This is a genomic window from Kaistella pullorum, from assembly GCF_014837035.1.
GTDB lineage: Bacteria > Bacteroidota > Bacteroidia > Flavobacteriales > Weeksellaceae > Kaistella > Kaistella rhinocerotis.
The window spans coordinates 547,716-570,526 of record NZ_JACSPS010000002.1 but is presented as its reverse complement, the minus strand read 5'-3'; the positions used below and the strand labels follow the sequence as shown (position 1 = coordinate 570,526).

General features: G+C 42.2%; 22 protein-coding genes. 4 read left to right on the top strand and 18 right to left on the bottom strand.

Annotation, left to right across the window (positions count from 1 at the left end):
* Positions 1-44: 44 nt before the first annotated feature.
* The 15 genes from H9628_RS07020 to H9628_RS06950 form a co-directional block, all read right to left on the bottom strand.
* Positions 45-788: an NUDIX hydrolase gene (locus tag H9628_RS07020; protein WP_251833410.1), complete on the bottom strand. Its 744-nt coding sequence runs from the start codon at positions 786-788 to the stop codon at positions 45-47.
* Between the two features lie 139 nt (positions 789-927).
* Complete coding sequence (locus tag H9628_RS07015; RefSeq protein ID WP_251833409.1) at positions 928-1,446, bottom strand: hypothetical protein; 519 nt, start codon at positions 1,444-1,446, stop codon at positions 928-930.
* Between the two features lie 264 nt (positions 1,447-1,710).
* Complete coding sequence (locus H9628_RS07010) at positions 1,711-4,113, bottom strand: alpha/beta hydrolase family protein (RefSeq protein WP_251833408.1); 2,403 nt, start codon at positions 4,111-4,113, stop codon at positions 1,711-1,713.
* Between the two features lie 76 nt (positions 4,114-4,189).
* A complete protein-coding gene (locus H9628_RS07005) occupies positions 4,190-4,618 on the bottom strand; it encodes a DoxX family protein (RefSeq protein WP_251833407.1) in 429 nt (142 codons plus the stop codon).
* A 48-nt stretch (positions 4,619-4,666) separates the two neighbouring features.
* Positions 4,667-5,542, bottom strand: coding sequence for a GTPase Era (era, locus tag H9628_RS07000; protein WP_251833406.1), 876 nt, complete (start codon positions 5,540-5,542; stop codon positions 4,667-4,669).
* Between the two features lie 155 nt (positions 5,543-5,697).
* Positions 5,698-6,465 carry a class I SAM-dependent methyltransferase gene (locus tag H9628_RS06995; RefSeq protein ID WP_251833405.1) on the bottom strand — a complete coding sequence of 256 codons (768 nt, stop codon included), beginning with the start codon at positions 6,463-6,465 and terminating at the stop codon, positions 5,698-5,700.
* Entirely contained in the window at positions 6,465-7,274 is an 810-nt protein-coding gene (gene map / locus H9628_RS06990) for a type I methionyl aminopeptidase (protein ID WP_251833404.1), read from the bottom strand. Before map ends, H9628_RS06995 begins: the two co-directional genes overlap by 1 nt.
* A 48-nt stretch (positions 7,275-7,322) precedes the next feature.
* Entirely contained in the window at positions 7,323-7,754 is a 432-nt protein-coding gene (locus H9628_RS06985) for a BT0820 family HAD-type phosphatase (RefSeq protein WP_251833403.1), read from the bottom strand.
* A gap of 91 nt (positions 7,755-7,845) precedes the next feature.
* A complete protein-coding gene (locus H9628_RS06980; protein WP_251833722.1) occupies positions 7,846-8,823 on the bottom strand; it encodes an acyl-ACP desaturase in 978 nt (325 codons plus the stop codon).
* Positions 8,824-8,938: 115 nt separating this feature from the next.
* A complete protein-coding gene (locus tag H9628_RS06975) occupies positions 8,939-9,397 on the bottom strand; it encodes a hypothetical protein (protein ID WP_251833402.1) in 459 nt (152 codons plus the stop codon).
* A 93-nt stretch (positions 9,398-9,490) separates the two neighbouring features.
* Positions 9,491-11,392, bottom strand: a complete 1,902-nt coding sequence (locus tag H9628_RS06970) for a hypothetical protein (RefSeq protein WP_251833401.1) — start codon at positions 11,390-11,392, stop codon at positions 9,491-9,493.
* Positions 11,393-11,562: 170 nt separating this feature from the next.
* A complete protein-coding gene (locus H9628_RS06965) occupies positions 11,563-12,219 on the bottom strand; it encodes a response regulator (RefSeq protein WP_251833400.1) in 657 nt (218 codons plus the stop codon).
* Positions 12,219-13,973: a tetratricopeptide repeat-containing sensor histidine kinase gene (locus H9628_RS06960; RefSeq protein WP_251833399.1), complete on the bottom strand. Its 1,755-nt coding sequence runs from the start codon at positions 13,971-13,973 to the stop codon at positions 12,219-12,221. The genes H9628_RS06965 and H9628_RS06960 overlap by 1 nt, the downstream gene beginning before the upstream one ends.
* Before the next feature lie 119 nt (positions 13,974-14,092).
* On the bottom strand, positions 14,093-15,619 hold the full coding sequence (gene gpmI / locus H9628_RS06955) for a 2,3-bisphosphoglycerate-independent phosphoglycerate mutase (protein WP_251833398.1): 1,527 nt from the start codon (positions 15,617-15,619) through the stop codon (positions 14,093-14,095).
* 70 nt (positions 15,620-15,689) lie between these two features.
* Positions 15,690-16,214: a GNAT family N-acetyltransferase gene (locus tag H9628_RS06950; protein WP_251833397.1), complete on the bottom strand. Its 525-nt coding sequence runs from the start codon at positions 16,212-16,214 to the stop codon at positions 15,690-15,692.
* A 114-nt stretch (positions 16,215-16,328) separates the two neighbouring features.
* Here H9628_RS06950 and H9628_RS06945 point away from each other — a divergent pair, with 114 nt between their 5' ends.
* Positions 16,329-17,039, top strand: a complete 711-nt coding sequence (locus H9628_RS06945; protein ID WP_251833396.1) for an SIR2 family NAD-dependent protein deacylase — start codon at positions 16,329-16,331, stop codon at positions 17,037-17,039.
* 124 nt (positions 17,040-17,163) lie between these two features.
* On the opposite strand, the gene H9628_RS06940 is transcribed toward H9628_RS06945, so the two are convergent.
* Genes H9628_RS06940 through H9628_RS06930 form a run of 3 tightly spaced genes read right to left on the bottom strand, consistent with a single transcriptional unit; the run spans position 17,164 to position 19,235 of the window.
* A complete protein-coding gene (locus H9628_RS06940; protein ID WP_251833395.1) occupies positions 17,164-17,811 on the bottom strand; it encodes a response regulator transcription factor in 648 nt (215 codons plus the stop codon).
* Positions 17,808-18,584: a sensor histidine kinase gene (locus H9628_RS06935; RefSeq protein WP_251833394.1), complete on the bottom strand. Its 777-nt coding sequence runs from the start codon at positions 18,582-18,584 to the stop codon at positions 17,808-17,810. The genes H9628_RS06940 and H9628_RS06935 overlap by 4 nt, the downstream gene beginning before the upstream one ends.
* A 3-nt stretch (positions 18,585-18,587) precedes the next feature.
* Positions 18,588-19,235: a hypothetical protein gene (locus tag H9628_RS06930; RefSeq protein ID WP_251833393.1), complete on the bottom strand. Its 648-nt coding sequence runs from the start codon at positions 19,233-19,235 to the stop codon at positions 18,588-18,590.
* A gap of 208 nt (positions 19,236-19,443) precedes the next feature.
* On the opposite strand from H9628_RS06930, the gene H9628_RS06925 reads away from it, so the two are divergent.
* The 3 genes from H9628_RS06925 (at position 19,444) to H9628_RS06915 (ending at position 22,807) form a co-directional block, all read left to right on the top strand.
* Positions 19,444-20,115 carry a YggS family pyridoxal phosphate-dependent enzyme gene (locus H9628_RS06925; RefSeq protein WP_251833392.1) on the top strand — a complete coding sequence of 224 codons (672 nt, stop codon included), beginning with the start codon at positions 19,444-19,446 and terminating at the stop codon, positions 20,113-20,115.
* Positions 20,116-20,192: 77 nt separating this feature from the next.
* Positions 20,193-21,377: a sigma-54-dependent transcriptional regulator gene (locus H9628_RS06920; RefSeq protein ID WP_251833391.1), complete on the top strand. Its 1,185-nt coding sequence runs from the start codon at positions 20,193-20,195 to the stop codon at positions 21,375-21,377.
* 62 nt (positions 21,378-21,439) lie between these two features.
* On the top strand, positions 21,440-22,807 hold the full coding sequence (locus H9628_RS06915) for an MATE family efflux transporter (RefSeq protein ID WP_251833390.1): 1,368 nt from the start codon (positions 21,440-21,442) through the stop codon (positions 22,805-22,807).
* The last annotated feature ends 4 nt before the right edge of the window (positions 22,808-22,811 follow it).

Genomic DNA, 22,811 nt, shown 5'->3' with positions numbered 1-22,811 from the left:
TTTTCGCAGTGATGGCGAAATAATTAAAAATTAAAAATTGAGTTTTAACGGACATCCCTGAAGCGATAGAGGTAGGGCGCCTTGTTTGCCGAACCGTCATATAATTTCTCCAGTCTTTCTAAAAAATTCATCGCCAGTATTTTGCGCTGAAAATTATTCCTTCTGAAATTTTCGCCGAGCACAGCTTCATACACACTCTGGAGCTCGTTCATCGTGAATTTTTCCGGCAAAAGGTTGCTGGCAGCAATCTGCGTATCGATGTTTTTTCGGATATATTCAGAACCCTTTTTCACAATTTCTTTGTGGTCGAAGGCTAATTTGGGAAGTTTATCGAGGTCAAACCACTTGCCGCTTTCATTGTTGTAGCGCGGAAAAACGCTTATCTGTGTGTAATCTACCAAACTGCAGTAACCCGCGGAGATAAACCGTTCAAAAAGCCAGTGATCATCGGGAAATGTAAGATTTCTCGCCTTTAAAAAGTCTTTGCTGAGTTTTAAGCTTGTGCGGTCAACTTTCCCGAAAGTATGAAACTGCTCTAAAAAAATGTTGTCTAAATAGGTTCTTTCGTAAAGGATGCGGCGCGCAGCTTCATCTAAATCTTCATCTTCTTTAACAAATCCACCAGGCAGGGACCAATATTCCACGTCTTGCCAGTTTAAAAGAAGCACTTTTAACCTGGCATCCTGAACGCTGAAAATAGTGCAGTCTACAGAGAGATGCTTAACATATTTTTCTTTCGTCAATACGCCGTGCAGACGCATGTTGTCTGAAATTTCATCATTGATCATATGTGTTAAAATTAGTAGTTATCTTATCATATTTAAGAATTTCGGTTGGGCATAACATAATTATCATGCATGATTTTTGTCATGAAATTTTTAAAAATACATTAAAAATAAGGAAGATGGAGTTTCGGATTACCAAACATTAACGTGAAGCGGCCGTGGGGAAATTTTTGTCAAAATCTTTGCAATCGGTCGGCTTCAGCGAATGACCTTCATATTTCAGTTGGGCAGGATTTGCATAACGGTCTGTACTGCCTTCTGTGACGTGGTCACCAATGCCTTCAAGTAAGTTTCCGTCTTTTTTAAGAAAATAAATTTCGCGTTCAGATGTCATTCCTTCAGCTTGGAAAACATAGTTTAATTTGAGTGTATCACCGTTTTGCGTACCGGATATTTCGCCAAAGGAACTGTCTTTTTCAAAATTTTTGTAACGCATCTTACCAATCAAGGTACCGAGATTATCCTCAATGGAAACAAAGACGGAATCTTTGCCAACCACGGATATATAGCAATTTTGAATAGTTGAGAGCTCGATGGGTTCGTTGGATTCCGGAACTTTAACTGAATCAAATTTGGTTGAACTGTCAGTAATCTGTTCAGATTTTTTTTCGCAGCTGAGAATCATTGAGCCGGCGAGTAATGCAAGGCAGATCTTATTCATTTTTAATTTTTTCATGACTATAAAAGTACAAATTTTTGGTAAGTGGAAGATATTATACGAGGACAACAAAAAGTGCTATAATTTATATTATGTTAAGTTGTTTATGTTTTTGGGCATTTTTAATATTTAGTAAGTCTCAATCTCCTTTTTTGCGGAAACCCCCTGACAGATGCTATTTATTTATTTATTCAAATTGATGCCAGCTACGCTTATACATTAAAATAAAAGATTAAAAAGGTTTTCCAAAACCGGAAAACCTTCATATTATTTTTTCAGACATTTCTCCAGAAACTGATCCTGTTCCCACAAAACGTGCAAAATATTTTCACGGGCAGCGTAACCGTGAGATTCCAACGGAAGCAAAACCATACGTACCGGTGCACCCAGATTTTTCAATGCCTGGAAATATCTTTCGGTCTGCAGCGTGAATGTTCCCGGATTATTATCGGCTTCACCATGGATCAGCAACATCGGAGTCTTCATTTTATCTGCGTTCATGAATGGTGACATCGTGTTGTAAACCTCCGGTACATCCCAATAATTACGCTGTTCAGATTGGAAGCCAAATGGCGTAAGCGTTCGGTTGTAAGCGCCGCTTCGCGCGATGCCACAAGCGTAATCTTTTGAATGCGTAAGCAGATTAGCCGTCATGAAAGCGCCATAAGAATGCCCACCCACAGCAACTTTTGAACGGTCAATATAGCCAAGCTGATCCACCGCATCAATTGCCGCTTTACCATTGGCTACAAGCTGTGGAACGAAACTGTCATTCGGTTCACTTTTTCCTTCACCGATTATCGGGAAAGCCGCATCATCCAAAACCGCGTAACCTTTGGTCACCCAGTAAATGAAAGAGCCGTAACTCGGAAAGGTAAAATCATTTGGATTCTGGGTATTCTGGCCGGCTGTGTTTTTGTCTTTGTACTCGGTTGGGTACGCCCAAATGAGCAACGGCAGTTTTTCCTTTGGATTTTTTCTGTCAAAACCTGCCGGCAAATAAAGCGTTCCGGTGAGTTCTACCCCATCATTACGCTTGTATTTGATAACTTCTTTGTGTACGTTTTTAATACTTTCGAATGGATTTGCAAACGTCGTAAGTGCCGTTGCTTTGCCATTCTTAATATTTCTGAGAAAATAATTCGGATATAGATTGGCCGATTGTTCCACTACCAAAACTTCACCTTTTTTTGCATCCAAAATATCGATGATATTCTCTTTCGAATATTTCAGCTTAGAGGTATAGACGCGTTTTTTTGATAACGTATTTACGTCAATTTCATCAATAAATGGAAACTGCCCGCTTTTTGTGAATCCGTCACCCACAAGATATGCCTTGTCGTCTTTGGCATCGATGACCGTTCTTCCAAATTGGTTCTTCGATTGGTTAAATGAACCCGGATCCGTGTAAACATCCTGATAATTCCGGTCATCAATGATGCGGTGTGTGTTGTCTTTCAAGTTGATAAGGTATGATTTGGTATTCCGCGTGTCGTACCATGAGTCTGTAATCACCGCAAAATTTCCATTAGACCAATCAATATTATTGAATCTTTGCTTTGTTTTAAAGAATGATTGAGGTTCTGCACTGAATGGCGCTTTCCAAAGAAACACTTCATCGCGAAACTCGACGGATTTAGACTGATCACCGCCGTCCAGGGCTTCCGCATACACGAGCGTTGCAGGCTCATCATCCCGCCAGGTCATGCTGCGCTTTCCGGTGCGGACAGACGAGAAACCTTTAGGCATTATTTCAGTTAACGGCACTTCATTTACGGTTTTTACGAGCTTCCCAGCCGTATCGTAAACCGCGGTTGTCATTGGAAAACGGTTCAAAGGAACTATGTACGAATATGGCCGCTGAATGGTAGTGAGCATCAGCAAGCTTCCGTCAGGAGAAAGACTCATCCCGGTATAGATCGCAGCGTTTTTGAATGTACTTTCATTACCGTCAACACTTATTTTTACCAATTCAGCGTTTGCCAACGTGTCGAAATTTTGCTCATCCTGCGGGTTTTTGAGTAAATCCTGATAAGTTCTGTTTTGCGAAACCTTTCCGTCTGCGGTAGAAACCGTAGGACCGGTGGGAATTGCAGTCTTTGAATCAATCAATGCTTTGCGGTCGTCCGGAATGCTTTTAACCAAAAGTGATTTTGAATCTTTCATCCACACATAAGGCGTCCCGAGATTCGCGTTCAGGTTGTCGCGGCTGATTTTTTTTGCGGTTGCCGAAGCGAGGTCTACCACCCACAACTCCACTCCTTTTGCGGTAGTATTTGTGAATGCCAGCGTCTTTTCGTCAGGTGAGAAACTCGTATACGATATTTTAGGATTGGCCGGAAGCCCTTTAACCTGCGTTTCCGATTTATCTTTTAACTTGCGGACTTTCAGGTTGTTAATATAAGTGACAGTGCTGCTGATATTTGTGACCGGATTCACGCGAAGACCTGCGAGTTTCATTTCGGGCATATTCAGTTCGTCCAACGATTTGTACGTGTTGCGGTAGGTGAAAACCATCCAGTCTTTCTTGCTGTTCATGATGACGCCGGGCGCGCGTTGGAAGTCAGCGAGCTGAAGGATTTCGGCAGAAGGCTGCTGGTACGTTATATTTTCCTGTGCGAAAGTCATTCCGGCAAAAAGAAGCGCGAGGACTGCTGTTTTGATTCTCATAATGATCTGTTTAGTTTTAGTATTAAAAAAAATGCACCAACGGTCAGTCAATGCACTATAGATATGTTTTAGCTAATTACCAGCTCGATTGGCGGCGCCTGGTTATCATTGCATCCACTGAATATCTGCCGGGCCCGAACGCAAAAAGTAACATGTAAACCGAAAGGTAAAGCAAGCTCATTTCACGTTTTGCAAATGGATCTGCGCCATGAACGATCAGTCCGGCGACAGCCATCGTGATCAGCAGGAAAAACAGTGCGAAACGCGTGAAAAGTCCCAGGATGATGAATATAGAACAGACAAATTCTGCAAATACGGCTAAGATAAGTGTGCTTTTGGGGCTCAGCCACAGAAAACTGTAAAACTGAATTTCTTCGCCGGAAAAGAGTTGCTGCAATTTTGGAAAACCATGCGAGAGCATTGCAAATCCTACAAAAATTCTGGTAATAAGGATGACGATATCACTTATTGCAGCATTACTTTGCGAGGAAGTAAAGTAGTTCATCGGGACAAATTTTACCAAATTTAAGAAAATAACCTGTATCAGCAACTACTAGCGGTAGCCGAAATTTTTGAGGTCACGGTCGTTTTTGCGCCAGTCTTTCTTCACTTTTACAAAAAGGTTCAGGTGTATTTTCTTCGCAAAGAATTTTTCGAGGTCGAGCCGGGCTTCCGTACCCACTTTTTTTATGGCTTCACCTTTGTGGCCTATGATGATGCCCTTTTGGGTATCGCGCTCCACGTAAATGATTGAATCGATGAATATGATGCCTTCTTTTTCTTTAAACATTTCTGTCACCACCTCTACTGAATAAGGGATTTCCTTCTCATAATTGAGCAGGATTTTCTCACGGATTGCTTCATTCACGAAAAATCTTTCCGGCTTGTCCGTATACATATCTTTGTCATAATATGGCGGACTTTCCGGCAGCAAAGATTTTAGTTTAGGTAAAATAACCTCAGTGTTAAAGGCGCGGAGGGCAGAAATGGGCAGTATTTCAGCTTTAGGAATTCTTTCGTGCCACAGCTCCATTGTCTTTTCAAGGTCAAGCTGGTTCGACTGATCGATCTTGTTGATCAAAATAAGGACAGGAACTGGTATTTTGTTCAGTTTTTCAATCAGAAATTCCGACTGTTCGCCGGTATCAAGCACATCTACAATGTAAAGGAAAACATCCGCGTCCTGTAGTGAATCTTTCACAAAATCCATCATTTTTTCCTGCAATCCGTATTTTGGATCAAGAACGCCCGGCGTGTCTGAAAATACGATCTGAAGATCCTCTTCATTATACATTCCAAAAATCCTGTGGCGCGTTGTCTGCGCTTTCTGCGTTACGATGGCGAGCTTCTCACCCATCAATTGATTGAGGAGAGTAGATTTACCCACGTTGGGCTTACCGACTATATTTACAAATCCAGCTTTATGCATTGAAAAAAAGATATTAAAAAAGTCTGTGTTTAGACCTTTTGCAAAGTTAATGAAACAAACTTTAGTATAAGAATTCCGCGAAAGGCAAAAATATGCTGAAACAAGGTTTTTTAGCTCAGAGATGGCAGTTTGGAATGTTGTGTTCTGTCGTTGAATTACCGCTTATAAACCACTGGCAATATCTCATTTACGAGAAGGCCGTAACGCTTGCGCAGCTCCGGTGAAAATTGCTTTGAATAAAAATTGATATCAACTTCAAATCCGGCGTTTTTCAGTCTTTGGAAATAATCCATTCCGTACCAGCGCACGTGATCGTACTGGCCGAAGTTTTTCTGTCGTTCTTTTGGATCTTTAATTGAAAAATCTTCGTAAGTTTTTTCCAAACCCGTTTTCATCGGTACCTGAAAGATTCCCCAGCCGCCCTTTTTCATCACACGAAATAGTTCGCCCATCGCTTTTTGGTCATCTTCGATATGCTCCAACACATGATTGCAGAAAATGACTTCAAAACTTTCGTCTTCAAAAGGTAAATCAAGAATGTCCGCTTTCACGTCCACAATTGGGGAAAAAAGATCTGCCGAAACATATTGGAGATTTTTTGTTTTTTTGAACCGCCGCTGAAATTCCTGTTCAGGCGCGATATGCAGCACTTTGTAGTTTTTCCGGAAAAAATCGGTTTCATTTTGGAGATACAGCCACATTTGGCGGTGACGCTCGAGACTTAAAGTACCGGGTGAAAGCGCATTATCACGCTGTCTTCCGTAGCCATACGGCAGAAATTTCCGATATGATTTACCGTCAATTGGATCTGTGAACCGGTCGCCTTTAAAGAGCTGATAAATCAACGGCCGCAAAAAAACGCTCAGGTTTATAAGGATAGGCCGAGGTATATTATTCAGAAAAAATTTTGCAATTTTTCTCATCAAAAATCGAGGGTGAAGGCGTCTTCTTCCGTACTATTAATTCCTAAAGCTTCATAGATATATTTAAAGGTGCTCAGCAGAACCGGTTTGCCACCGATTATTGCGACATTGTGCTCGAAGTGTGCAGACGGAGAGTTGTCCAGCGAAGTAACCGTCCAGCCATCATCATGAAATTTCACTTTTTCAGTACCGAGATTTACCATCGGTTCTATAGCCAGCGCGACACCGTCTTTCAATACTTTGCCACTGCCTTTCCGGCCATAATTCGGAACCTGTGGATCTTCGTGCATCTTTCGGCCAAGACCATGGCCTACAAGTTCACGGACAACACCATAGCCGTGTTTTTCGCAGTGTTCCTGGATAGCATTTGAAATATCTCCTACTCTTTTTCCACGAACACACTGCGCAATTCCTTTGTACAAAGATTCTTTGGTTATATCGAGCAGCTTTTTAGTCTCAGGTTCCACTTCTCCCACTTCAAAAGAATAAGCGTGGTCACCGTAAAAACCGTTCATATACACGCCGCAATCAACGGAAAGTATGTCACCTTCTACAAGCGGTTTGTCATTCGGAATTCCGTGTACAACCTCCGCATTGGGCGAGATACACAGATTTTTCGGGAATCCGTACATTCCGAGGAAAGCCGGTTCACCGCCATGATCACGGATGAACTCTCCACCCAACTTATCAAGATGAACGGTGGTCGTGCCGGGTTTTATTTCTTTGGCCAGCATGCCGAGCGTCCTGGAAACCAATTGTGCGCTTTCGCGCATTACCCTCAGTTCTTCAAGTGTTTTTAAGATGATCATGTAAGTATTTTAACAGGCTTAAATTTAAATTTATCAGGGAAGGAAAGTTTACCAGAAAAGACCTTTTTTCTTTTCCTTCTTCATTTTTGAATAGGCTAAAACCTCAGAGCCTTCCACGCGAAACTCGATACGGTCATTGATGATGTTATAGATTTCGCCCCAACCCGGAAAACCGCCAAGGTTGCGGTCATCAATGAAAAGATCTGCATCTATCTTGCGTGAAGCTGCGTCTGCATCAAAAATCTCACCTTCAAAACTTGAATTGACGGCATAAAACTCCACACCATGTTTGCGGCAAAATTCTACGGCCTCCTCGAGTGTTTTCCCGTGTCTGTACGTCCATAAGATCAGTCGGTAGCCTTCAGACTGCAGTTTACGCAAAGTTTCGAACGCAAAGGTTTTGGGTTTTCCAATACCCGGATATGCGTCTTCTACGACGGTTCCGTCAAAGTCAATTGCAAGTTTCTTGTTGCTTTTCATCAAAATAAATTTTTTGCCGAGCAAAGATAACAAAATAAAAGAGCGGCAGAAAATCTGCCGCTCGCAATGAAATTAATTTGAGTTTTCTTATTTAAGACTTCACCCATTTAAACTGATATTCCAGATCCGGGGTCGCAATCCTGTCTGTTACGCGTTGCAGCCTGCTTGGCAATTTCATCAGGTATTCCTGGGCTTTTTCCGCTTTTTCGGTTAGGCCGGTGATATGTTCTATTTTCCAGTCGTTCAGCAAACCACTAAGTATGTCAATATAATCCTGACCGGTATACACCATCGCGCGCTGGGCCGCATCGGAGAAGTGACCCCACAATTCGCCTGCTTTCTGGCCAGATTCCCGCATCAGATGTGCCGGCATTACAATTTTCTTACGCATCATATCTTCAAAAGCCAGCATCATTTCGGAAGGGTCAAGTTCAAAAATACGTGTGACAAAGTGCTTGTATGCTTTTGCGTGTCGCGCCTCGTCAGCAGCGATCACACCGCACATTCTGGAAAGTTTTGTATTTCCGGTCTGCTTTGCCAAAGAACCTACTCGCCTGTGTGAGATGTTGGTAGCGGTTTCCTGGAAACTGGTGTACACGAAATTTCGGTACGGATCCATTGAAGTTCCGATATCGAACCCATCCTGAATTAAATATTGAGTAGTGATTTCTACTTCCCGCATATTTACGCGGCCACACAAATAAAGATATTTGTTCAGCAAATCACCGTGACGGTTTTCTTCTGCCGTCCAGCTGCGTACCCATTGAGACCAGCCGCTTCGTTCTTCCTGTTCGATACCATCGATTCCCATAATCCATGATTCATAACTTGGGAGCGCTTCTTCGGTGATACAGTCTCCGATGAGCGTCACGAATAGGTCATAATCCATTTCCTGGGCGTAGGTTTGCAGTTCTTCTACATCATATTTGAACTGATCTGCAGTAGGATCCGGCAAAAAATCTGTGGGTTGCCAAATTTTTTCCACTGGGGTAAGATACGTCGCTATGAAATCGCTCACTTCTTTGCCCAAACTGCGCATTACCTCTATTCTTACAAGTTTATCGTACATCATGTTAATTTTTACCGGTACGCAAATATAACAAAATAGTATTTATGGCATATCACAGGCAGACCGGGAAGTAAAATCCCCGGTCTGCGTTTTTAGTTTTGTTATACAGTATTTTTTATTTTACTGGAATGTCTGTGAATGTTCCATAGACTTTGCTGGCTGTGCCACCGGTCCCACTCGCTTCGAAAGTGCCTGAAGCTTTGCTGCCATCATTTTTGGTAATGATTATTTTGCCGCCGCTGGTGCTGCCAAAACCATTAAAATATAAAGCGTTTCCCGCAGTTCCGATATCATAAGTTCCGACCGCTGTGCCGCTAAGATTTATTTCAAATACAGTTCCCGAACTGGTAGTTGCACCTGTGAATGCAAAAATACTCTTAAACTGTGTTCTGAGTTCAGAGGACCCGGCAGTTTTCAACGCCGCGTTCATATCATTTTCCCGCCAGAAAAATCCGGTTGCAGCAGGCGGTGCAACCTGGTCATCATTAGTTTCTGACCGTTCGCATGATATTAAAATCACTGATGCAAGGATGATTGGAAGTATTAGAACAAAGTATTTATTAAAAGTTTTCATGATTATTTTTTGTTGTTTAAAGAAAACCGCACCCTTATGAGCCACTTAAATACTTATAAATTATCGAAGGGCGCGGAAATCACTATGATTTTACTATTGGTTCACATCAAGCCTTGAGATCAGAAGCCGGTCACCGTTTGGTGTTTCACTGAAGAAGTACGTGTAATCTCCAATCTGCATCCGGTTGTATTTTTCATACAGGTAATATTTCTTTTTTTCCAGGTCTCCCAATGTGCGGAAGGCGGATGAGGATCCTTCTGCAAGGTTCAGTTTTCCGTATTCGATACTGTAAAATGGCGAATAGGAAGTGGTAGTAGTATTGGTGGTAGACCCGTCAAAATTCATGAAACTGCTGAAATCTGTATCCTTATCAATTGCTTTTACCATTTCCATTACCCAGTTAACAGACTTTCCGTCCTTGCTTTCGATTACATAACTGGTTGCGGGAAAATTATCAGCGGTCATCGGAGAATTATTAAAAAAGCCTTTTTTGTTCTTCTGATCGAGCAAAACCGTGTAGTTTTTCTTCAAACTGCCGTCCGGATTCAGGTGAAGCATATAAAGACCCTGATAAATCCTTTCGTATTTCGGACCGCTGGATGAAGTTCTGATGCCTGCGAGTGTGTTCAGCATTTTGTTTCCGCCTACTCCACCGCTGTTTTTCTTGAAATCCTGAAAACTTAAAACCATCGAGCCATCATTTAAGATTTGGAAATTATTTGTCTTAAATTTTTTGCCGTCAAAACTGAGCGCTTTTTTCATGTCGGGTCCTGCAACTGCTTTCTGATTCAGCTCCTCGATCGGCGTCGCATTAGCGAATACCAAACGACCACCGGAGACTTTGCACACGATGAAATCAGTATATTTTTTTTCATCCATGGCATTTTCAAGGTCGTCCTGGCTCGGCATCATTTCCTCTTTGCCAGTGGCGAGGTTTACAGCTTTTTTTCCGGCACTTACCAATCCGCCTAATCCGCCAAGTTTACCCAGGACTTTTTCTGTGGCAGACGTTCCGCTTTTGGTTTGTTCTATTTCTTCAGAATCCATACTGGACGGAGAAACTGACATCCCGAGTAATTCTTCCGCCGTTTTCCCGTCTTTTTTTATTCCAAGTCCATAAAGAAGCACATTTCCGTTCTTCTCGTACGCATTGATGATCCTGTAACCGGCTGTGGGTGCGGTGAATTTGAAGTTTTCTCTAATCGTACCTTCAGGCGTGATGCGGAAATAAGTCATCTCATTTGGTGGTAGATTTGTGCCTCTCGCCGGAGCCATTACCAAAATCCAATCACGTGGTAAATCATCGTTTTCTATATTACGGCTGTCATCATCGAGCAATGGTTTTGAGAAGACGGGCCGAAGCTGGCTACCGGTCGCAAGAGATTGTATTTTCCGTATACTGCCGTCGTTTTGAACTTTTAATAATTCGATTTTAGAAAAATCTGCTTTTTCGCGGCTGTAAGGGTAGCCCATCACGAGGATCGCGCTGTCTCTTTCCACTTCATAAGCACCTCCGAAAAGGTATTCGTCGCCATTGTCGTTGGTGAGTTTTTGTTTGTCGAGCATTTTTACCTTTCGCACATATCCACCCGCAAGCCAGTTGTATTTGGCGGTTACTTTCCGGTTTTTGTAAACCAGTTTACCCATCAGGTTTGAACTTACCGAAATAGCATTGTTAACCAGTAGATCACCCTTGTATGTCAGACCTTTGTACCGTTTTCGGGCTTTTTCTATTTCCCACTCATCTTTCTTTGATCCGGTGAGATTCGCGTCTTTATCAAAGCTGTAGGTTTCTATTTTCACCATCTTTTTAGACGATGGCAAAAAATAGATCATGTCGAAATTACCATCCGCTTTAGCTTCTACTCCACCCAAGTATCCTTTTTTGGCTTTACGTGAAATTTCATAATCTTTCTCCAGGACGTTCATGCCCTGCGCATGCATCGCAACACCTGCTGTAACAAATGCGGCAACAAATAAATTTTTGTAATTCATGATTTGTGATTTTTTGTAGAATAAAAGTACACCGCTGCCCGGTACACATCGCTACACCTTTTTGGGTATTTTTAGGCATAAAAAAACCTCGCGGTGCACGAAGTTTATTTATTGACCCGAAGTTTATCGCTGAAATTTCGTGACAATTAAAATCGAATTCAAATCTTCCGTTAATGAAGATCATCCAAAAGCTGCAGGTCGGTTACAATTTGCATCAGTTTAGGCAAACTGTTTACGTCGGTTTTCCGGTAGATGTTTTTCCGGTGGGTTTCTACAGTACTCAGGCTTATGAAGAGTTTTGCGGCAATTTCTTTATTCGAGTCGCCTGCGAACATCATTTTCACAATCTGTTTCTCACGGTCCGAAAGTTTCACTGCGGGATAATCCACAATCTTTTTTCGGAAGCTATCCAGCATTTCCGCAGCCTCAGGTGACAGATGCGTGTAGCCTTTCCGAACGTATTGAATGGCCGAAACCAGTTCGCTGCGGGAGATTTTTTTCGAAAGATATCCCTCCACACCCGTTTTTTCGATTAGTTCATAAATGATTTTCGCCTCATAGTTCATCGAAAGTATGATGATTTTTAGATGTGGAAACTCCTTTTTCAGAATTTTGGATGCTTCGAGACCATTGATAGCAGGCATCACAACGTCCATCAACACTATTTCAGACTCTACTTTCCTGTTTCGCAGGTCATCAATGAAAAGATTGGCGTCATTATAGGTTTTCTTGATAGCGATATCTTTTTCGAAACCCAGCATCAGCTCAATACCTTCAATAATGATATTGTGATCGTCGATGATTACGATGTTTACAGTATTCTCCATCAGTATGGGATTTTCATTTTGACTGTGGTTCCGCGATCTTTCTCACTTTTCAGAACATACGATCCTTTAAGCATTTCTATACGTGATTTTATATTTTCCACGCCCAAACCACCGGCTGCGATGGCCTCATCGACATCAAAACCAATCCCGTTATCACCATAGAAAATCTCCACAAAGCCCTTGTCCTGTTGAATTTTAATTTGCACTTCCGATGCCTTCGCATGTTTGATTGTATTGTTCAGACATTCCTGTATCACCCTGAAAATCAAGACCTGAAGTGACTGATTAAGATCCTTCCGAAGATTATTGATCTCGAGTTGAATATTTAAACTAGTCGAACTGGTTTTGGCTACCAGATCACGCAAGGCATCGGGCAGACTGTTTCTGATGAGCATATTTGGCATGATTTGGTGTGAAAGTGTGCGAACGTCCGAAATTGCGTCCCCGAGAATAGATTGCGTTTTGTTAAGAACTGCGGTGAATTTATTTTCGTCATTTTTAAAGTCATTAAACATACTTAGGTTCATGTTTGCGGCAGAAAGCAACTGGCCGATACCATCGTGAAGCTGCGTTGCCATGCGCTTCCTTTCGTTGTCTTCGGCCTGCAGTACGGCGTTTGCGGCAAGTTCCTGTTGATGTAGGACCACCCGCTGCAACTGAACTTTCTGGCGTGCACGGTAATTCTGATAATAGAAAAAGCCGAGCAGTAACACGCCAAGAAGCGAGAATACCAGGACATTACGCTTGAATACCTTTGACTTTTCGGCTAAAAGCTGACGGTCTTTTTCGGCGGTTTCATATTTTACCGAAAGTTCCTCGATCTGCTCAGCCTTTCCAAGTGTGAAAATACTGTCGTTTATGATTCTGAAATTTTCGAGGTTTTCATATGCTGCATCGTTTTTGCCCTGCAGACGATAGATTTTAGCGAGGTTTTGATAGTTGTTTTTCAGTAAATCAAGATAATCAAGCCGGCGGGAAATGGCGTTACTTTTAAGAAAATAAACCTCAGATTCGCTGTAGCGATCCTGCTCCTGATACAACTTCCCAAGAACATTATAGCTCATGGCCAGCGCAAATTCATCCTTTGTCTGCTCACGGAGGTTTATCGCTGCAAGCAAAAATTTTTCCGCCAATTCGAATTTCTTCTGCAAAATATAATTGCCGCCGATAAATTCTAAAGAATATCCCTGACCCACAAGATCACTGCGTTTCCTTTGTATCTCCAGTGATTTCTGGTAACGGCTTATGGCTTCATTATGTTGCTCTAAATATTCGTACACCACGCCACTTTCATTATAAACTGTGGCAATTCCTTCTAAATCATCAAGTTGCGTATAAATGTGGAGTGCTTCATCATAGTTTTTCAGCGCCCGCTGATAGTCGCTGGTTTTGCGGTAAAAACGCCCTAGATTGTTGTAAAGTTCGGCGAGCTTACGCCGGTCTTTTTGAAGTTTGAGGATGTTCAGCGCACTGAAATAATAACCTCCTGCGCTGTCTAATTTGCCCGAAAAATAGTAAGCGTTGCCCAGATGTCGCAGGAATTCGGCCTCCAGCGTTTGGTTATTGGTTTTTTTGGCAAGTTTACGGCCCTCGTTCGACAGTTTTATACTGCGGTCAAAGTCTTTAGTTTCAAAAAATTCCGCATATTTTTTATACAGCGAAAGTTTTTCGGAATTACTTTTAGATCTTTTTAAATTTTCGGCGATGGTGTCCCGGGGGTTTTCCGCCGCAAATGCAGATGCGACCAGAATCATCAAGAAAATATAAATTTTTGATCTCAAGTTGTATTATTTGTACCTAAATTATAATTTTAAGCACAAACAGCCAACATTAGTATAAAGAAAATTTCCTAATTGCCCTAAATATCATGCGATTAGCTTACCAAAACTTCGCCGGTCATCTGTTCGGGAATTTCAAGATTCATGACGGTAAGAATGGACGGCGCGATGTCGCCGAGTTTACCAGGCTTAAGATTCCACGTTTTTTCTTTATCCATCACGATCAGTGGAACCAAATTGGTTGAATGCTGTGTGTTCGGGCTGCCATCAGCGTTTTTCATGACATCTGAATTGCCATGATCCGCCAGAATGAAAACCGTATATCCATGTTCATAGGCGGCAGAAGCCACCTGGCTGATACAATGGTCTACAACCTCTGCAGCCTGCACGGCAGCGGAAAAAACGCCGGTATGTCCTACCATATCGGTATTTGCGAAATTCAGGCATATAAAATCAGCCGTTTCATTTTCAATCTCTGGAAGAATCTTCGCAGTGATGTCGTAGGCTGACATTTCTGGCTTGAAATCGTAGGTCGGGACATCTTTCGGGCTGGGACAAAGAAGTCGGCGTTCGCCCATGAATTCGGCTTCACGTCCGCCGGAAAAAAAGAATGTCACGTGAGGGTATTTTTCGGTTTCGGCCACGCGGATCTGCGTCTTGCCGTTACGTTCCAGTACTTCGCCTAAAGTATTCTGTAGCACATCCTCGTCAAAGACAACCTTTACATTTTTAAAATCTTTATCATAGTTTGTCATCGTGACGTAATAAAGATTCAGCGGACTCATACCGAATTCGGGCAGTTCATTCTGCGATAACACCTCTGTAATTTCGCGGCCCCGGTCTGTACGGAAATTGAAACAAAACACCACATCTTCATTCTGGATGCGTGCCACGGGCAGGTTACCGTCTTTCATGCACAGGATGGGGCGTAAGAATTCGTCTGTAATTCCATCTGCGTAGCAATTATTTAATGTGCCGATCACATCACGCGTCCGCTCTCCAATTCCGCGAACCATTAGGTCATAGGCGAGTTTTACGCGGTCCCAACGGCGGTCACGGTCCATTGCGTAGTAACGTCCGATAACACTGGCGAGCTTTCCGGTTGTTTGCGCCATGTGCTCTAAAAGATTTTCAATAAAACCTTTGCCGGAATGCGGATCACAATCCCGCCCGTCTGTGAAAGCATGTACAAAGACATTTTCAAGACCATACTCATGTGCGGCAGTAAGTAAACCTTTAAGATGATTGATGTGTGAATGTACACCGCCATCGGAAACCAAGCCGATGAAATGGACGTTTTTTTTATTTAATGCAGCGTATTCAAAAGCCTTGGTGATCTCATTCTGTTTGCCTAAAGTTGCATTTTCAACCGCCATATTAAGCTTTACCAAATTTTGATAAACGACGCGGCCAGCACCTAAATTCATATGCCCAACTTCGGAATTACCCATCTGCCCGAATGGCAGACCCACCGCGGTGCCGCTGGCTTCAAGCGTAGTATTGGGGAAGTTCTGGTAACAAGAATCGATAAATGGTGTTTTAGCCTGCGCGATGGCGGAAACCTCAGGAACCGTTCCGAGTCCCCAGCCGTCAAGAATGGCTAAGATGGCTTTTTTAGACATATCAGATTAGATTTTTGAAGTACAAATTTAGTTAAAATGTGCCGGTATTGGCTCGTTTCCGACCCATGATTTATTCCATGAGCGTTTTTTCAAATGCTTTCCGGGCACTGCCACGGAAATATACTTCGCCTCGGTATTGATATCCTAAACTCTTTAAAATAGAGAGCATCGCGGCATTGTCGAAGTTTGTATCAACTTTTATGGTCTTAATACCGCTTTGTAACACCGTTTTCTCCGCTTCCCTGAAGATAGCCTTCGCCAGCCCCTGCCCTGCAAAAGCGTCTGACACAGCCATTCGGTGAAGAACCGCATAAGGACCATCAGAATGCCATTTGCCCTCGATCTTTTCGTACGCCGGCTCCATATCAAATATCAGGGCGCAATATGCTGCAATTTCGCTGCCGATTTCAATTACATAACCCCAGCCGTCTGCAATGTCATTTTGAATGGAAGTTGGGTTTGGATAACCGTCCTGCCACTGCGTACTGCCGTCACGGCGCCGTCTTTCGATTGCCTGAGCAATGATTTCCCAAACCTTTGCAGCGTCCGCCATTTCCGCTTTTCTAAAGGAATAATTTGTATTATTTGTTTCCATATATTCTTAAAAGATGTAAAAATAGTTATTATGTGTGGGGTTGATTCCGTTACAGCCTGTAAAGAGTTCATTTAAACAATTCTTCTTTAAATCTTTTTAATAATTTAGTCTTGGATGAGCAACAATTTAAAAAATTCACAAAAAAAGAAGTTAGTCGTATTGTCAGGTGCGGGAATTTCGGCCGAAAGTGGTATTTCTACATTCCGCGATTCCACTGGTTTGTGGGAAAATTACCGCATTGAGGATGTTGCAAGTCCGGAAGGTTTCGCGCGCGATCCTGAATTCGTTTTAAATTTTTATAACGCACGGCGCCGTCAACTCCGGGAAGTGAAACCTAATGCCGCACATCTCATCCTGGCTGAGCTCCAGCAGGATCTTGATGTACATATAATCACCCAAAACGTTGATGATCTACATGAACGCGCCGGCTCCAAAAATGTGATCCATCTCCACGGTGAGTTGAAAAAGGTTCGGCCTGTAGATTCTGAAAACGATATAGTGAAATGGGAAAATGATTTAAATGTTGGCGACACTGATAATCGCGGAATACAGTTGCGCCCGCATATTGTATGGTTTGGCGAGGTGGTTTCAGAGCTGGAACACGCCGTAAAAGTTGTTTCGGAAGCCGATTATTTCCTGATTATCGGTACTTCGATGCAGGTTTATCCTGCTGCAGGGCTTGTGGAATATGTGCCAAGTAGTGGCATAGTGTTTGTTGTTGATCCTCAACTTGAAAACAAATTTACAAACAGGGAAAATTTCTTTAAGACTTCGGCTACCGAAGGGATGAGGATGCTGAAACAAATATTAAGAACGAAACTTTAAGCTATAAAAACAAAAAAACCGATTCCTAACAAACCGGTTTTTTTTTTCATCATTTGTGTCTTGTGTTTGACGCCTCAAAAATACTACTAAACAAATAACAGAGATAGCGTGAAAACACCCTATTTCAAAAAAGATTGTGTTTTATTGCAAAAAGAACTATCCCTACACGTGATTTTACATTGAGTTTTACAAAAACCGAATCGCGGTAACCATCTATCGTTCTAGGACTTACAAACATTTTATCTGCGATTTCACGGTAGGTAAGCTCTGAGCAAGCCAACTTTATGAATTCCAGTTCACGGTCTTTCAAAGTTTCATTGAGACTGTCCATGAATTTTTCTTCCGTTTTAATTTTCAGAAGACTTTGCGTTACGAGATCGGTGTAGAAAATACCTTTTTTGTGTACAATATCGATCGCATCAAAAAGAATATCCGGTGACATATCTTTAAGCAAATAGCCCTTGGCACCGGCTTTCAGCATTTTTATGATCGTTCCTTCATGATCCTCCATTGTAAGCGCGATTACTTTCAGCTGGGGGAATTCACGCGTGAGGTCTGCGGTAGTTTCTATCCCGTTCTTTATCGGCATGTTGATATCCATGAGTACCACATCCGGAAAGTCCTGCGTTGCTCGGAGTTTTTCTATAAAATCCTGCCCGTTCGGACTGTTCATAATCACATCAAAGTTCGGATTATAGGAAATCATGTTTTCAAGTGCTTTCGAGACCAGTTTGTGATCGTCTACAATCGCAATTTTTATAGGTTCCATCATAGTTTTTTATAAATTATTGTCACTGCCGTACCCTGGTTTTCTTCAGAGCTGATTTTAAATTCAGCATTGATAATCTTAGCGCGGTTAATCATGTTCTTCAAACCGATTCCTTCGAAATTCCGCGCGGTCTTAAACCCAATCCCTTTGTCGCTTATCACAAATTTAGTTTGCTTTGGTCTGTCTTCCACTATAATCTGGATACTTTTCGAACGTGAATGCTTGATCACATTGGTAATACACTCCTGGATGATCCGAAACAAAATAAGACCATGCTCCGCATTGATAGGCAGATGATGCCTGTTGATCCGGTAATCTACTTCTAAAAGGGACAATCTCTTGATGCGGAAAACCTCTTTCTCAAGCGATTCCACAAAGTCCCCCACATCCGCCGCCGGCGTAATAAATGATTTCGAAATATTACGGATATCCTGCAAGCTTTCGCCAAGTATGAGATTGATTTCCTCTACAATCCTTAGGTCTGCTGGATCGGCATGTTTCAGTTTGCTTGTCATAAGGCGTGCTACCGAAAGTTTCTGGCCCAAATCATCATGCAGTTCCTGTCCGATATATTTTAAAGTCTGGTTCTGCAGTTCAACCTGCGAGCGCGCCAGTTCCTGCTCAAAGATAGCTTCTTTCTGTTGGTGGATAAGCAAAAGTTCGGATTTTTTCTTGATGAAAACGCCGTAAATTACAATAAGAATCAGCAATACAATAAGAATAATGATGCTGCAAAGTATCACAATTATATCAGTGGAAGAAAGTTGCAGTTGCATACGTTATTCGTCGGTTTTAGCTTTGAAAATGCCGATAATGGTTGCTATCTGACCCAAAACATGCACCATAAAAAGCGTTGTATAGAAAAGATTGGCGCTAAGTCCAGCGTAATACCGGGCAAATATCAAAGGTAATGCACCTATAAAGATAATTAAAGTACTGATACAAGCCCAAAAAGGAAAATAATTTTGAAGTGCAAATATCTTTTTTGAGTTAAATGTTTCTGACAGAACCAGAACAATGCTGACCGCCAGGCAAAATACACCCATAAAATAAGTGATGAAAGGGACTTGCTGGAAAAAATCGTCAATCAGTATGGCTCCGAGGATATATTGAGTAAAAAAAAGCACAAATATCCCTGTGCTTATTTGGCGACAAAGCCGGACTGCAAGCAACTTATGAAAGTACAGAAGCAGCAGTGCAAAAACAATAAGATCCAAACCAATAATGTACACGGGCGAGGAATTATAATTGGGATCAGTGCTGCGCTGAAAAGTATTATAAGCCTCCACGACGGTCAGGACAAATACAGCGGAGATGTAGTACCATTTCGCGCGACCTGCATTTCTATGTTTGTAAAGCAGCGTTAAAAGTGTTATGACAAGTACGCCCACTCCTATTGCACCTGATATATCTCTCGCGGTATGCATCTTATAAATATGTTAGGATTGAGCATTACATTAAAATAAGTGCGATTCTTTGTGGAAAAAATAACACTTATGTTGCAAATATATTATTTAAAATTACCAGACCTTACGTGAAATCACCCGAAACAACATCGTATGATTACATTTGCCCTGAAGATATTTTATCATTATATTTCACTCTTAAAGTAATAATCAGGCATTGATCTACAAAATGGAGTCCAATAATCACATATTAGAAAATTTTAATCAAATCATCCGTGAGCTGCCGCCTCACGTGCAGCTGGTAGCGGTAACCAAAACCTACCCGGCTGAATCGGTGCATATATTATACGGCGCCGGTCACCGCACTTTTGGCGAAAACAGAGTGCAGGAACTGCTCGAAAAACACGCGCAGCTGCCTAAAGACATTAAGTGGCATCTTATCGGAAATCTGCAGAGTAACAAGGTCAAACAAATCGCTGCGTTTATTGATACCATTGAAAGCATTGACTCCGAAAAAATCCTTACTGAAGTCAACCGGCAGGCCGGCCGTGTTGGGCGCAAGATAAATGTCTTGCTACAAGTGAAAATTGCGCGGGAAGACACAAAATTCGGACTTACGCCGGACGAAGCGCGCGAGTTATTTGAAAATTATGTGGATTCGCAGTATGAAAATGTGATCATCGATGGACTCATGGGGATGGCTACCTTTACGGAGGATGAAGAACAAATCAAAAGTGAATTTAAAATCTTAAAAGCTCTGTTTGATGAATTCTCGGCCAAGAAAAAACTGAATACACTTTCAATGGGAATGAGTGGTGATTACGGCCTGGCTATTGAGTGCGGAGCTACGTCGGTACGCATTGGGTCTGGTATTTTCGGCCCACGACAATATGTCCGCTAAGTGCTTTTGGGTATGATTGTTGATGAATTTTCAGCAAATATTAATACCTTAATTTAAAGAATCCTTAAATTTATATAATGCAGAAAATCTTAATTGTAGAAGATGATAAAGCGATCTCCAGTGTTTTGCAGAGCATCCTTTCCGACGAATTGCCAGATTACGAATTCGTCAGTGCGGAAGATGGGTTGGATGGCTTGAAACAAGTGGAGAAAGATGATTTTGCCCTGGTGATTTCAGATATCAAAATGCCGAAAGTTTCCGGGACAGAATTTCTGAAGCAGGCTCTACAGGTTAAACCAGATCTTACCTTCGTCATGATTTCCGGCCATGGAGATATAGACACCGCAGTTGCGTGTCTGAAAGATGGTGCTTATGATTTTATTTCGAAGCCAATTGATATCAACAGATTGATAACCAGCGTTCGAAATGCACTGGACAAGCGGAACCTTGTAAAGCACAATCAGGTACTCAATGTAGAGAACAGCACATTAAAGAAAAAAGTAAATAAGAAATATCAGATGATTGGCTCGTCTCCTGCGCTTAAAAAAATTCAGGAGATGATCGAAAAGGTAGCTACGAGCGATGCCCGTGTACTTATTACGGGTCCCAACGGAGCCGGAAAAGAGTTGGTTGCGCATGCAATTCACGCGCAAAGTGACCGAAGCAAAGGTCCTATGATCGAAGTGAACTGTGCGGCTATTCCTTCAGAACTTATTGAATCTGAATTGTTTGGGCACGTAAAAGGCAGTTTTACGGGTGCCATCAAAGATAAGCAGGGTAAATTTGAACTTGCAACAAACGGTACCATCTTCCTTGATGAAATTGGGGATATGTCATTAGTGGCACAGGCTAAAGTGCTCCGCGCGCTGCAGGAAAGCAAGGTTTCACCTGTTGGCAGTGATAAGGAAGTGAAAGTGGATGTACGAGTGATTGCTGCCACGAACAAAAACATGCAGAAAGAGATCGAAGCAGGGAAATTCCGTGAGGATTTGTATCACAGACTTTCAGTTATTGAAATTTATGTACCGCCATTGGATGAGCGCAAAGAAGACATTAAACTTTTGGTGGAACATTTTTCCAAGGTTATTTCTGATGAACACGGTACTGCGCTGAAGACTTTTGATGAGAATGCGATTAAGGCACTTGAAGGTTTTAGCTGGACAGGAAACATCCGTGAGTTAAGAAACGTTGTAGAGCGTCTGATAATTTTAGGGTCGAACCCGATAAGTGAAACAGATGTGGCAAGTTTCGTAAGAAAATAAAACAGAGGTCAATTTGATCAGAACGATAAAGTTTGCAGTATTTTTGCTGCAAATTTTTTTTTATGCCATTTCTTAACAGAGACTACACGCGTGCCAGCCTCGCGCTCGCACTACCTGTGATGATCACACAGGTCGGCCAGGTTTCAGTAAATCTTTTTGATAACATAATCGTTGGAAAACTGCTGGGTGCGCAGGCGCTGGCATCGGTTTCACTCGGAAATGCGGTATTCTTCTCCATTTTTGTCTTTGCATTGGGATTCTCCTTCGCCATTCCGCCGCTGGTTTCGGAAGCGCATTCTCAGCGAAAGCATAAAATAATTGACTCTGTTTTCCGGCATGGTTTCGTAATCAATATGGGAATCGGTATTATATTGATGTTGCTGCTTTTTCTTGCTATGCCACTACTCTACCATATGGATCAGCCAAAGGAAATCATCCCGGACACGGTGGCATTTTTGAGCATCATGACGGTCAGCATTCTACCGTTTATGGCATTTCAAACGCTCCGCGAAGTCTCGGAAGGACTTTCCTATACAATCGGTGTAACTAAAGCGACCATCATTGCGAATGTTATAAATGTAGCATTAAACTATGTTTTCATTAAAGGAATGTTTGGTTTGCCGGCAATGGGTGTACAGGGATCAGCGCTCGCGACGCTGATTGCGCGGATTTTTATGGTGGTCTTCCTCTATTATGTATTGGTAAAAGAAGAAAAAACACGCCGCTACATCAAGGATTTTTCGCTTAAAGTTGCTGAATTTTCAAAGGAAATGTTCCGCAAAATGCTGAAAATCGGTTTCCCGACAGCTTTGCAAATGTTTTTCGAAGTGACTGCGTTTGCGGGTGCGGCCTTTATTTGTGGACTTGTTTCTGCCAGAGACATCGCATCGCATCAGATTGCCCTTTCCATGGCTTCATTTACTTTTAATCTTTGCATCGGTTTTAGTGTGGCTTCCACCGTTCTTATCGGCCGGAAATTAGGTGAACGTGATTTTGTAGGACTTCAGCGGATCGGAATCAATAATATAAAGATCGTTTTCTTATTTATGCTTTTTTGTGGGTTGGTATTCATCTTTGGCCGACACATTTTGCCGACGTTTTTCACGCGCGCAGAAGATGTTGACGTGATTCAGCTCGCAGCCAAACTATTGATCATCGCGGCCTTGTTCCAGCTTTCAGACGGCATTCAGGTAGTGGCGCTGGGCAGTCTTCGTGGTATTCAGGACGTGAAAATCCCTTCCATCATTACTTTTGTTGCGTATTGGCTGATAGCGATTCCACTTGGTTATTTCCTATGTGTTCCTTTCAAGATGGGTGCATTCGGGATGTGGATTGGTTTAGGTCTGGGCCTCACTGTTTCGGCATTGTTGCTGGTAAGAAGGTTTATGAAACTTACGCAGCGAAAAATTAATTCAGCACAGCCGATTTAATAAT